Source organism: Cupriavidus sp. P-10 (genome assembly GCF_003402535.2).
In the GTDB taxonomy this organism is placed as follows: Bacteria; Pseudomonadota; Gammaproteobacteria; order Burkholderiales; family Burkholderiaceae; genus Cupriavidus.
Genome location: NZ_AP025171.1, coordinates 1,108,531 through 1,120,614 on the forward strand (window position 1 = coordinate 1,108,531; position 12,084 = coordinate 1,120,614).

Consider the following 12,084-nt stretch of genomic DNA (forward strand, 5'->3'; position numbering starts at 1 on the left):
GGCACATCAACCGGACACTGCGAATTGCTCATGCGCCAGGCTAGCCATCGCCCGCAGCGCCGCCGTTTCGAACGAGTCCTTGCGCCGGATAAAAACCGTCGCCACCTTCGCGAACTCGTCGGGCAAGCGATGGCATGAAATCTGGTCGCGCGATTCATGGTGCTCGACCACCGCCTTGGGCAGGATCGTGACGCCCATGCCCGCCGCGGTGCAGGACAGGATGCCGTCAAGCGTCCCGAGTTCCAGGATCTGCCCCGGGATCAGCCCGGCCTGGTAGAGCCATTGTTCCAGCGTGGAGCGATAAAAGCAGCCGGAGCGAAACACCAGCACGGTCTGCTGGGTCATCTCGTTGGCCAGCGCGGCAAGCGAGGCGTACCTGTTGCTGCTGACCAGCACCAGTTCCTCGTTGAAGATCGCTTCCTGGTGGAGCGAGGGGTTCTGGTGAAAGCCGCCGACAAAGGCGCCATCCAGCCGATGCGCCTCGACGGCCTTGATCAGCTCCGCCGTGGTGCCGGTGGCCAGCGATAGCTGCACCTCGGGATAGCGCTCGCGATACCGTGCCAGCACCCTTGGCAACCGCACCGCGGCGGTGGTCTCCATGGAGCCAAGCCGCAACGGACCGGCGGGCACGGAGCTGTCCAGCAGCGCGCTGCGGCTTTCCTCCGTGAGCTGGAGGATCCGCTGTGCATAGCCAAGGAAGACCTGTCCGGCCGAGGTCAGCGTGATGCCGGTCTTGCGGCGGATAAAGAGCGGCTGCCGCAGTTCGGCCTCAAGCTCCTTGACGCGCATGGTGATGTTCGATTGCACGCAGTGCACCTTTTCCGCGGCAGCCGTGAAGCTGCCATACTCCGCAGCCGCGCAGAACATCTTCAGCTGGCGCAGTTCCATGTCGCCGGGCCTCCATCCATGATTGGTAGTGATGCATGGAATGCCTATAAAGCATTAGCCATGCTGGCTGCTGTGAATCTATAGTCCGACCAGATGCATGACGGAGTCACCAATGCCTGAGACGACAAGCAACGTACCCATTGACGCGATCTTTGCCGGCGGCATCGGCATACTAGGCGAAGAAGGGCATCGCAGCGGCATCTTCAAGCGGCGCATCGACGGCGAGGTCCGGGTCGCCGCGGATGGCATCGTTGGCGATCAGCATGCGGATAGGCGGGTGCATGGCGGGCCGGAGAAGGCCGTCCACCATTTCGCCACGGAAAACTATGCCATCCTGGCGAGCGGCTTTCCCCCGGTTGCCGATGCGCTGGTTCCCGGCAGCCTTGGCGAGAACATTGCCACGGTCGGGCTCGACGAGTGCAGCGTGCATATCGGCGATATCTATCGGGCCGGCAGCGTGGTGCTGCAGGTTTCGCAGCCGCGCAGTCCTTGCTGGAAGATCAATCATCGTTTCGCTGTCGAAGGGATGTCGTTGCTGGTGGCCAGGGAACGCATCACCGGGTGGTATTACCGCGTGCTCCGGCCGGGATCGATCCGGCAGGGAGATGTTCTGGAGCGCCTCGAACGCGCGACCGGCCGGTTTTCGATCAGCGAGTTCTGGCAGGTCGTGTCGGCGCACGTCCCGGAAGTCGATGACATGCTGGCGCTGATTGCCGTGGATGGACTGGCCGATGACTGGAAGCGGCGGCTGACCGAACGCGTGCGGTGGATACGCGAGCGCCGTGCCACTTGTGCCGCCGCTAGTGCCACTACGCAGGCCGGACCGCTGCATCGCTGACACAGCGTCTGGCCCGGCAAGGCTAGGCGGTCACGCGTTGCAGCGAGGCCAGGCGCGCGATCGCGTCCTGGAGTTCCGACCGCAGCTGTTCGACCAGCGCGGCAGCGGGCAGCGATCGGGCCAGCGGTACCGCCTGTCCTGCCCACTGGGCCGCGTAGTCGGCGCTTCCCGTGGCCTTGGCGGCAGCGTGGAGCGCTTTGCCGGCGTCATACGTGATGGGATAGTCGGGAATGGCCGGCGCGTCCGGATGCTCGCCGAGCGCCGTGAAGCGGTTCGTGAAGCCCCGGGCGGCGCGGCCGGAGATGGCGCGCGTGAGCGTGGTAGGGCGCTTGCTGTCCGCCGCGAGCGCGCTGCGATAGGCGGCATCGACCGATGTCTCGGGGCTGGCGACGAAAGCCGTGCCAAGTTGCGCCGCTTGCGCGCCGAGCGTCAGTACCGCCGCAATGCCCGCGCCGTCCATGATGCCGCCGGCTGCAATCACCGGCAGGCCGGTGTTCTGCACCAGGACACGCACGAGCGCCAGCGTACCGAGCCCTTCGTCGTAGGCGGCCGGATCGAACACGCCGCGATGGCCGCCCGCTTCGATGCCCTGCGCAACAATGGCGTCGATACCCGCGGCTTCGATCTGGCGAGCCTCCTGCAGCGACGTCGCGCTGGCCAGCAGCACGATGCCCGCGTCGCGCAGCGCATCGATCTTGTGCTGGGCGGGAAGGCCGAAATGGAAGCTCACGACCGCGGGCTTTTCTTCCAGCAGCATCCGGAACATGTCCTCGTCTTCGACGAAGCTCTTGTAGATCTCACGCAGCGTGGCAGGGGCCGTGCCGTCGTGCTCCGCGAAGTGCGGGGCGAGGTAGTCGAGCCAGGCCTTCTCGCGCGCGGGATCGGAATGGGCCGGCGCATGGCAGAACAGGTTGACGTTGAACGGCTTGCCGGTCAGGGCACGCGTGTCGCGGATCGCCTTGCGCGCGCCCTCGGCGTCCATGGCGCCGACGCCGAGCGAACCCAGGCCGCCGGCTTCGGACACGGCTGCCGCCAGCGCGGGCGTACCGACGCCTGCCATCGGCGCCTGGATGATCGGCGTGGAAATTTGCAGCCGTGCAAGCAGGTTGCGGCGGTTGTCCAGGGGCTTCGTTGTTTCCATGATGCAGTTCCTTTGTTGAATCGCCGGGTGCCTAGGCGCACCGGGCAGAAAGCAGTTGCAGCCTGCAATGGCGCGCAGGCAGGCGCCCGTCAGTCATGGCGCAGTTCCCGCAGGAAGGCTTCATATCCCGACGTGCTGAAGCCGGATCGCCTGACCAGGAAGGTATGGACCGGCCTGATCGGTACCGTGTGGAATTCCGCCGCATCCGGATGCAGTGCCAGCAGGGAGCGCGGCACGATGCCGACGGCCGATCCTGCGGAGACATAGGCAAAGATCGCATGATAGGAAGGCATTTCCACCACGGAGAGCCGGCGCCGCATCTCCTCGCCGCCTGCCTCCAGCCAGGCTTCCGCGCATTGCCGATAGGTGCAGCCCCTGGCGAAGGCCGCCAGATGCCGCAGCGTGACGTCCCTGGGCTGGCGTACCTTCGGGTGCGTGGCGGGCAGCACCAGTACAAGCTCTTCGGTGCGCAGGAAAACGCCGTCAAGCCCTTCACCCAGCGCGGCGACATCGAGGCTGCGCGGCGCGCCCGTGCCCGGATGCGCCACCACCGCGCAATCGAGACGGTGCGCCAGCACGGCGTCGACCAGGAATTGCGTGGTGCCCGTCGTGACGGTCAGTTCGACATCCGGCCAGGCCGCGTGATAACGCCCCAGCGGCTTTGGCAGCAGCGTTGCCGCCGAGCTTTCCATCGAGCCCAGGCGCAGCCTGCCGCTTGGCGCATTGGTGCGCATGGACTGGCGTGCCTCCTCGGCCAGCGCGAGCAATTGCTCGGCATAGCCCAGCAGGCGCTGGCCCTCGGGCGTCAGGATCATCTTCTTGCTGTCACGCTGGAACAGCGCCACGCCCAGGCTTTCCTCCAGCTGCTTGATGCGCGTGGTGACGTTGGATTGCACCCGTTCCAGGGTCTTGGCCGCACGCGTGATGCTTTGTTCGCGTGCGACGGCCTGGAAGATTTCAAGTTCAGCAAGTTCCACACCGGCTTCGGCACCTTGCGGTGACGTTCTCAAAAAAAGAATTAAAGTTTATTTAGTATTGTGGATAGAGAATATTATGTCAAGGCGGATTCAGCCTCGGTATCCCGCAACTCAGCGTCCTTTCACCCATTGCCCCAGGGCGGCGCAGGTGCTGGTGACGCCGCGGAGCGTGAAATCGCTGGAAGCCCTGCAATCCACGCAACAACTGAAGACCATCGTGTTTCGCCTTGGCTGCTCGTACCGGCAACGGCTGGAAGGGCTGCTGGCGCAGGCCGGGATTCGTGCCGCGACGCCGCTCGAATTCGGCTCGCTGGATGCCATCTTGGCGTGCGTCGCGGGCGGTATCGGCGTCACGCTGTTGCCGCGTGGCGTCGTCGCCGCCGCGCAGGATACGATTGCCATCCACGCGCTTCCACCCGAGATATCCCATGTGGAAACGCTGTTCATACGGCGCCGCGACGCCTATGTCTCCAGCGCCATGCTCGCCTTTATCCAGGCCGCGCGCTCGGGCTTCGGTGCGCTGAGGGAAGCGGCCTGAGGGATGCGTTCAAGGTGACGCGGCCTTGCACGTCGCAAGGCCGCCGGGCATGTGTTCAGTAGTCGCTGAGTTTGTTGCCGTCGACTTCGACCAGCCGGTCGAGCCGCACGGTCTCGCCAGAGCTAAGCAGTACGTATTCGGCGCCGCCGCGGTTGAACACGTCCTTGACGGTAGCATTGCGATGCTGCAGAACGCCGTCGTCGTCGAGGTAGCTGACGCTGGTCCGCTTGCGCAGTGTCGCGAGATCTTCGAGCCGGTCGTGGAACTCGCAGCTGATCGGGCTGTAGTCGTTGCGTTGGCTGCTCATGGTCTTACTCCTGGATAATCGCGCCGCCGACGTGCGCGAGGAAGAACACGGAATCTTCGAGGGCCTCGGCATCATGCTGTTCGCCGTTGCCGATCTTCATAAAGTCACCCGCGGACAGCACCAGGTCGCCGAAGCGGATGCGTCCCGACAGCACGAGGATCTGTTCAGGGCCTTCATGGTCATGCAGCGGGAAACGGGCGCCCGCCTTGAATTCGATGAAGTCCGCACCTTCGCCGTTCTCTGCCCAGATCGTTGCCACCCGGATGCCGGGGAAGCCAGTTTCAACGAATTCGCGGGCGGCGTTGGTGAAGTGAAGCATGTGGATCTCCTGCGGTGTGACTGGATCAGGCCATGAAGGTAGGTGAATCAGGCCTTCGTACATCGCTTGCGATTCAATCGCATGCGATGAATATAAGATGATTCCTGCCGGCATCGAAGTCAAGGCTTTTTTAAGGAGGTTTGCTTGCTGTGCACGCGTGCGGCCAACGTCACCACCGGGTGATATTGCCCTTATTTCGATCGCTATGCGTGCGGCCCGCGCTCCAGGATCTTGTACAGGTGCGAGCGGGAGATCCGCAGTTGCTCGGCCGCGCGCTTCTTGTTGCCGCCATGTCGCGCGACGGCGTCCATCACCGCGGCATAGGCAAGCTCCTTCATCCCCGCGGCGGGCTCGCTGGTTGATCGAAGTGCGGGAGAGGTCGATGGCGGGTCGTCTGCCGAGGACGTTTCGTGCGGATACGCTGGTTCGGCCGCATGCACGGAGGCGTGGCTTTCCAGGCCCGAAAGCTGCCCGCGTGCGGATTCGCCACGTGCAAAATCCGCCACGCGCAGCGTACGGCCGTCGCAGAAGACCAACGCTTCCTCGATGCGCTGGCGCAACTGGCGCACATTGCCGGGCCATGGCTGGCCGGCAAGATGGCGCGCCACCTCATGGTCGATGCCCGGCGCCGGCATGCCGTTGCGCGCGCAGAAGGCATCGACGAAATGCTGCAGCAGGGCGGGAATGTCCTCGCGCCGCTGGCGCAGGGCAGGGATGCGCAGCACCACGCCACTGAGCCGGTAGTACAAGTCGAGGCGGAACCGCCCGGCGTCGATCAGTTCGGGAATGTCGCGGTTGGTGGCCGAAACCAGCCGGAAGTCGACCCGCTGCGCGCGGCGGCTGCCAAGGCGTTCCACCATGTGGTCTTCGAGCACGCGCAACAGCTTGACCTGCATCTCCATCGGGATATCGGCGACCTCGTCCAGAAAGACCGTGCCGCCGGCTGCCTGTTCGAGCTTGCCCGCCTGCCCCTGGCGCTGGCTCCCGGTGAAGGCGCCGGGCGCGTGGCCGAACAGCTCGGATTCGATCAGCGTGGCGGGCAGCGCGGCCAGGTTCAGGCTGACCAGCGGCCGTTCGCTTGCCGGCTCGGGCCCGGCACCGTGGATGGCGCGGGCCACCAGTTCCTTGCCGGTGCCGCTTTCGCCCAGGATCAGCACCGGCACGTCAAGGCGTGCCACAGTCTGGATTTCGCGGCGCAGCCGCTGCATCGGCGCGCTTTCGCCGATCAGGCCGAACGCCGGTTGCCGCTCGCGCACGCCGTCGAACTCACGCTGGTAGCGCGCCACTTCCGAGCGCAATTCGACCAGCTCCTTGTGCATGCGCCCAATGGCTTCCGGCCCCTTGAACATGACCTGGCCGATGGCGCCCACCACTTCGCCATCCTGGCGGATCGGCATGCGGTTGACCACGCGTGTGGCGCCATCCAGCTGCTGCAACTGCCCGATCTCGGCCTTGCCGCTGGCCACCACCTGCGGCAGCCGCGAGTTGGGGATGACGTCCGCGGCGGGGCGGCCGGTGCCGGCACCGCGCTCCAGGCCCAGGAATTTCTCGTGGACAGGGCTGATGAAGCGCACCAGGCCATCCCTGTCGACCACGGTGATGGCCTGGTATGGGTCGTTCAGGAAATAGTCGAGGATCGCGCCGGCGAAAGGCACCGTGCCAAGGAAGTCGAACAGAACGGCCTGTGGGTCGGCGCGGTGCAGGAGGATCAACTGGTGGTCGCTGTCTTCCAGGCACACGCCGATGAATCGCCGCGCGCCGGCTTCGACGGGGAACAGCTTGCGTCCCCGGCTCGGCTCCGCGGCGCGGGCGCATGCGGAGAACGCCGCGTCGGCGATGGCGGGGTCGGCGCAGGCCCCTAACGCCGCCAGCCGGGCGCCCTCGCGCGAGCAAACCAGGGCGCCAAGCGGGGTCCTGTCCATGCCTTCCAGTGGTGTCTTCAATGAGGACACTGGCGTCTCCGTGCGTGCCTCTGTTGCGGACACGTTTGTGTAGTCATGGTGGACATCCTAACGGCGCTCAGGAAATTGTTCAATGAAATCAATGTGTTTTCGAGCCTGGTGTGGCTGGCACGGCTCCTGCGGAGAGTTGGCGAGCATGTACCGCGAAAAGACACAGGAGAGGACAGTGAGCTGGCAGCCTGAAATCGACGAACTGGCCTACCGACGGCGGCTTGCCGCCCGGATGGGCGGCGAAGGCAAGGTGGAACGCCACAAGGCGGCTGGCAAGCTGACGGTGCGCGAGCGTATCGATGCACTTGCCGATCCCGGCTCGTTCCGCGAAGTGGGAGGCCTGAGCGGCAGCGGCCGCTATGACAGCAACGGGCGGCTGGTGGACCTCATTCCGTCGAACTTGGTGATGGGCCGCGCGCAGGTCGGCGGCCGGCCGGCCGTGCTGGTGGGCGACGACTTCACCGTGCGCGGCGGCGCCAACGAGGGCGCAGTGGGCGACAAGCTGATCCACGCCGAAAAGATGGCGCACGACCTGCGGCTGCCGATGATCCGGCTGGTCGACGGCACCGGTGGCGGCGGTTCGGTGCGCAATATCGAGATCAAGGGCCATACCCTGATTCCCACCATGAAGGTCTGGCAACACGTGGTGGAGAACATGTCCGTGGTGCCGGTGGTGTCGCTGGCATTGGGATCCGTGGCGGGCATGGGCGCGGCCCGCGTGGCCGCCAGCCACTATTCGGTGATGGTCAGGGAAACCTCGCAACTGTTCAACGAGGGTCCGCCATCGGTGGTGGCCCGCTTCGGCGAGGAACTGAGCAAGAACGAGCTGGGCGGCAGCCAGATCCACACCCGCAACGGCGTGGTGGACGACGAGGTCGGCACCGAGCAGGAGGCCTTCGCGCGCGCGCGGCGGTTCCTGTCCTATCTCCCGGCTTCCGTGTTTGAACTGCCGCCGCGGATCGAGCCCAGCGACGACCCGGCGCGCCGCGACGAATGGCTGCTGTCGGCGATTCCGCGGGATGGCCGGGCCGACTACAAGATCCGGCCCATCGTGCAGGCGCTGGTGGATGCCGATTCGTTTTTCGAGATCGGCATGCACTGGGGCTGCGCTGTCATCACCGCCCTGGCCCGGCTCGATGGCTGGCCGGTGGCCGTGATCGCCAGCGACCCGTCCTTCCATGGCGGCAGCTGGGACAGCGACAGCGCCGAGAAATTCACGCGCTTTGTCGACATGGCCCAGGCGTTTCACCTGCCCGTGGTCAACCTGGTCGATACGGCCGGGTTCCAGGTCGGCCTGGAGGCCGAGAAGGCAGGGATCATGCGCTACGGCGTACGCGCGCTGGCCGCCCTCTACCAGGCCACGGTGCCGTGGTGCTCGGTGATCCTGCGCCGTGCCTACGGCGTGTCGGCAGCGGGCCACCAGCACATGGGGCGCTTCAACTTCCGCTATGCCTGGCCATCGGCCAACTGGGGCGCATTGCCGATCGAAGGCGGCCTCGACGTCGCCTACAAGGCCGAGATCGAAGGCGCCGACGATCCGGTGCAGAAGCGTGCCGAGATCGAGCTGCGCGTGCGCAGCCTGACGTCGCCATTCCGCAGCGCGGAAGCCTTTGTCATCGAAGACATCATCGACCCGCGCGAGACCCGCACGCTGCTGTGCGAGTTCGCCAACCTCGCGGCACCGCTGCGCGAAGCCGGCACCAGCCGGTTTGGCATCCGGCCTTGAGCGGGCCGCTGCTACAGCGCGTGCCTGCCCGGCACTGACATCCAAATACAAACGAGGAGACTGCATTGAAAAAGCTGTTGATTGCCAATCGCGGGGAGATCGCGCTGCGCGTCCTGCGCGCCGCACGCGATCTCGAGATCGGGACCGTCGCGGTCTATTCGCAGGACGACCAGGGCGCCTTGCACCGGATCCTGGCCGACGAGGCCGTCGCCCTCGACGGCGCCGGTCCGGCCGCGTACATCGACATTGCAGGCATCATCGCCGCGGCGAAGGCATCCGGCTGCGATGCGATCCACCCGGGCTATGGCTTCCTCAGCGAACGGGCGGATTTTGCACAGGCCTGCCAAGACGCTGGCATCCGCTTTATCGGCCCCACCGTCGAGCATCTTGCGCTGTTTGGCGACAAGGGGCGAGCGCTTGAGTTGGCGGCCGACAGCGACGTCCCGGTCATGCCGGCGACACGTGGCGCAGCGTCGCTCGATGAAATCACCAGCTTCTTCGACCAGCAAGGCGGCGCCGGCGTGGTGATCAAGGCGGTCGGCGGCGGCGGCGGCCGCGGCATGCGTGTGGTCCGCCGGCGTGAGGACCTGGCCGAGGCCTATGCGCGCTGCCGGTCCGAGGCGGGTTCGGCGTTCGGCATCGATGCGGTCTATGCCGAGCGGCTGGTGGCGCGCGCGCGCCATATCGAAGTACAGATCGCCGGCGACGGCGCGCACGTCATCGCCCTCGGCGAACGTGACTGCACCTTGCAGCGCCGCTTCCAGAAGCTGGTGGAAATCGCGCCCAGCCCGGTACTCAAGCCGCAACTGCGCGAGCAGATCATCAAGGCGGCGCTCAGGCTGGCGCGCCGCGTCAACTACCAGAGCCTGGGTACCTTCGAGTTCCTGGTCGAGGAAACCGAATCCGGCGAGCAGAAGGATTTTGTCTTTATCGAAGCCAATCCCCGCTTGCAGGTCGAGCACACCATCACCGAGCAGGTCACCGGCGTCGATCTCGTCGCACTGCAGATCGGGCTTGCGGCGGGACAGACGCTTGCCTATCTCGGCCTCGATCCCGCTGCGCCGCCGCAGCCCAGGGGATACGCCATCCAGGTGCGCATCAACGCGGAAATGACCGATGCACAAGGCCTGGCACGTCCGGCGCACGGCCGCCTGGAGCGTTTCGACCCGCCCTCGGGTCCCGACGTCCGCGTCGATTCCCATGGCTACACCGGCTATGAACCGTCGCCCAATTTCGACACCTTGCTGGCGAAACTGATCGTCAGCAGCGCAACACCCAGGTTCGAAGCGGCCGTGCGGCGCCTGCAGCGCAGCCTGGCAGAATTCCGCATCGCCGGCGTGCCGACCAACCTCAATTTGCTGCGTGCGCTGGTGCAGCGCGACGACTTCCTCACCCAGGACGTCCATACCCGGCACTTCGAGGCGATCATGCAGGAGCTGGCCGCATCGGCGGAGGCCATTGCGCAAGCCGGACGCGCGCAGGAGGCCTTGCTGGGCGGCGCGGCCCGTCCATCGCAAGCCCACACGCCACACCATGCCGATCCGGAAGAGGAAATCAGCGAAGGGCTGGCGGCGATCCGCGCACCGCTGACCGGCCGGGTGGTAGAGATTGCCGTCGCGCTGGACGACATCGTCAAGCCCGGCCAGACAGTCGCGGTGCTGGACGCCATGAAGATGGAGCACGCCATCGTCACGGAGTGCGGCGGGCGCGTGGTCGACCTGCGGCTGGAGCCGGGCGCACTGGCCGCCGAAAACCAGGTGCTGATCGTGCTGGAGCAGCTCGAGGCCGATGGCATTTCCGTGGCTGCCGTGCAGCAGGTCGATCCGAATGCGATCCGCGCGGACCTGCAGCGCGTGCTGGACCGGCATGCCTACCTGGATGACGCCGCGCGTCCCGATGCCGTTGCCAGGCGCCGCTCGCGCGGGCAGCGCACGGCCCGTGAAAACCTCGCCGACCTGTGCGATCCGGATACCTTCGTCGAGTATGGCGCGCTGGCGCTGGCGGCACAGGCTTCACGCCGCAGCCAGCAGGACCTGATCGTCAACACCCCGGCGGATGGCCTGATCACGGGCATCGGCAATATCAATGGCGAACTGGTCGGCAAGGAGCGGGCCCGCAGTGCGGTGATGGCCTACGACGCCACGGTGATGGCCGGCACGCAGGGCAAGCGCAACCATATCAAGACCGACCGCATCGTGGAGGTCGCGCTGCGTGACGAACTGCCCCTGGTGCTGTTTGGTGAAGGCGGTGGCGGCCGGCCCGGTGACGTGGATTTCCCTTCGGTTTCGGGGTTGTACCAGCCGTCGTTCGCCGCCTTTGCGGAGTTGAGCGGCAATGTGCCGGTGGTGGGCATTGTCTCGGGGCGCTGCTTTGCCGGCAACGCGGCCTTCCTCGGCTGCTGCGACGTCATCATTGCCGACAAGTCGGCCAATATCGGCATGGCGGGACCGGCCATGATCGAAGGCGGCGGCCTTGGCATCTACAGCCCCGAAGAAGTCGGCCCGGCATCGGTGCAGCTTGCCAATGGCGTGATCGATGTCCTGGTCGACAACGAGGCTGAAGCCGTGCAGGCAGCCAAGCACTACCTGTCGATGTTCCAGGGCCGCGTGGCGCACTGGAGCGCGCCGCAAGCGCTGGCGCTGCGCCATGTCGTCCCCGAGAACCGGCTGCGCGTGTACGACACCCGCAAGGCCATCGAGGGCATCGCCGACGTCGGCAGCGTGCTGATGCTGCGCAGCGGCTTCGGCGCGGGCATCCACACCGCGCTGGCGCGCGTGGAAGGGCAGCCGGTCGGCATCATGGCCAATAACCCGTATCACCTTGGCGGAGCCATCGATGCGGATGCCGCGGACAAGGCGTCGCGCTTCATGCAGCTGTGCGATGCGCACGGGCTGCCGATCGTCTCGCTGATCGACACCCCCGGGTTCATGGTCGGGCCGGAGGTCGAGGCCCGCGCACAGGTGCGGCACGTGTCGCGCATGTTCCTGACGGCCGCCAAGCTGCGCGTCGCCTTGCTGGCGGTGACGCTGCGCAAGGGCTACGGCCTCGGCGCCATGGCCATGGCGGGCGGTGGCTTCCGCTCGGCGAGCTTCACCGTGTCGTGGCCGACCGGCGAGTTTGGCCCGATGGGACTGGAAGGCGCGGTCAGGCTGGGCTTCAAGAAAGAGCTGGAGGCGGTGCCGGATGGCCCCGAGCGCAAGGCGCTGTTCGACAGGCTGGTCGCCCAGTCCTATGAGCGCGGCCACGCGATCAACACGGCGGCTGCCGTCGAGATCGACGCGGTGATCGACCCTGCGCAGACACGGAAATGGATCGCACAGGGCATTGCGTCCGCTGACGTGCGCAGCCGCAGGGAACGCCGCGGCTTCATCGATGCGTGGTAAGCGCCGTACTCCGAC

10 protein-coding genes are annotated in these 12,084 nt (G+C 66.2%); 4 read left to right on the forward strand and 6 right to left on the reverse strand.

What is annotated here, in order from left to right:
• Window positions 1-6 precede the first annotated feature (6 nt).
• Window positions 7-888 (reverse strand): LysR family transcriptional regulator, encoded by an 882-nt coding sequence (locus CTP10_RS22150; protein ID WP_116321157.1) that lies wholly within the window; start codon window positions 886-888, stop codon window positions 7-9.
• A 112-nt stretch (window positions 889-1,000) separates the two neighbouring features.
• On the opposite strand from CTP10_RS22150, the gene CTP10_RS22155 reads away from it, so the two are divergent.
• Complete coding sequence (locus CTP10_RS22155; protein WP_116321156.1) at window positions 1,001-1,726, forward strand: MOSC domain-containing protein; 726 nt, start codon at window positions 1,001-1,003, stop codon at window positions 1,724-1,726.
• Between the two features lie 22 nt (window positions 1,727-1,748).
• Here the strand turns inward: CTP10_RS22155 and CTP10_RS22160 are convergent, their stop codons facing one another.
• Both CTP10_RS22160 and CTP10_RS22165 read right to left on the reverse strand, forming a co-directional pair.
• On the reverse strand, window positions 1,749-2,867 hold the full coding sequence (locus CTP10_RS22160) for an NAD(P)H-dependent flavin oxidoreductase (RefSeq protein WP_116321155.1): 1,119 nt from the start codon (window positions 2,865-2,867) through the stop codon (window positions 1,749-1,751).
• A gap of 89 nt (window positions 2,868-2,956) precedes the next feature.
• Window positions 2,957-3,844: a LysR substrate-binding domain-containing protein gene (locus CTP10_RS22165; RefSeq protein WP_116321154.1), complete on the reverse strand. Its 888-nt coding sequence runs from the start codon at window positions 3,842-3,844 to the stop codon at window positions 2,957-2,959.
• 148 nt (window positions 3,845-3,992) lie between these two features.
• On the opposite strand from CTP10_RS22165, the gene CTP10_RS22170 reads away from it, so the two are divergent.
• Entirely contained in the window at window positions 3,993-4,382 is a 390-nt protein-coding gene (locus CTP10_RS22170) for a LysR substrate-binding domain-containing protein (protein WP_233528207.1), read from the forward strand.
• A gap of 55 nt (window positions 4,383-4,437) precedes the next feature.
• On the opposite strand, the gene CTP10_RS22175 is transcribed toward CTP10_RS22170, so the two are convergent.
• The 3 genes from CTP10_RS22175 to CTP10_RS22185 all read right to left on the reverse strand — a co-directional run bounded on the left by CTP10_RS22175 (window position 4,438) and on the right by CTP10_RS22185 (window position 6,930).
• Window positions 4,438-4,689 carry a hypothetical protein gene (locus CTP10_RS22175; RefSeq protein WP_116321153.1) on the reverse strand — a complete coding sequence of 84 codons (252 nt, stop codon included), beginning with the start codon at window positions 4,687-4,689 and terminating at the stop codon, window positions 4,438-4,440.
• Between the two features lie 4 nt (window positions 4,690-4,693).
• Entirely contained in the window at window positions 4,694-5,008 is a 315-nt protein-coding gene (locus CTP10_RS22180; RefSeq protein ID WP_158577677.1) for a cupin domain-containing protein, read from the reverse strand.
• Between the two features lie 203 nt (window positions 5,009-5,211).
• Complete coding sequence (locus tag CTP10_RS22185; RefSeq protein ID WP_116321151.1) at window positions 5,212-6,930, reverse strand: sigma-54 interaction domain-containing protein; 1,719 nt, start codon at window positions 6,928-6,930, stop codon at window positions 5,212-5,214.
• Between the two features lie 205 nt (window positions 6,931-7,135).
• Between CTP10_RS22185 and CTP10_RS22190 the strand changes: the two genes are divergently transcribed.
• Window positions 7,136-8,686, forward strand: coding sequence for an acyl-CoA carboxylase subunit beta (locus CTP10_RS22190; RefSeq protein WP_116321150.1), 1,551 nt, complete (start codon window positions 7,136-7,138; stop codon window positions 8,684-8,686).
• A gap of 65 nt (window positions 8,687-8,751) precedes the next feature.
• Window positions 8,752-12,069: an acetyl-CoA carboxylase family protein gene (locus CTP10_RS22195; protein ID WP_116321149.1), complete on the forward strand. Its 3,318-nt coding sequence runs from the start codon at window positions 8,752-8,754 to the stop codon at window positions 12,067-12,069.
• Window positions 12,070-12,084 lie beyond the last annotated feature (15 nt).

Coding starts and splice junctions, on each gene's coding strand:
- CTP10_RS22150 (WP_116321157.1), bottom strand. CDS start 888: ATGGAACTGCGCCAGCTGAAGATGTTCTGCGCGGCTGCGGAGTATGGC.
- CTP10_RS22155 (WP_116321156.1), top strand. CDS start 1,001: ATGCCTGAGACGACAAGCAACGTACCCATTGACGCGATCTTTGCCGGC.
- CTP10_RS22160 (WP_116321155.1), bottom strand. CDS start 2,867: ATGGAAACAACGAAGCCCCTGGACAACCGCCGCAACCTGCTTGCACGG.
- CTP10_RS22175 (WP_116321153.1), bottom strand. CDS start 4,689: ATGAGCAGCCAACGCAACGACTACAGCCCGATCAGCTGCGAGTTCCAC.
- CTP10_RS22180 (WP_158577677.1), bottom strand. CDS start 5,008: ATGCTTCACTTCACCAACGCCGCCCGCGAATTCGTTGAAACTGGCTTC.
- CTP10_RS22185 (WP_116321151.1), bottom strand. CDS start 6,930: ATGGACAGGACCCCGCTTGGCGCCCTGGTTTGCTCGCGCGAGGGCGCC.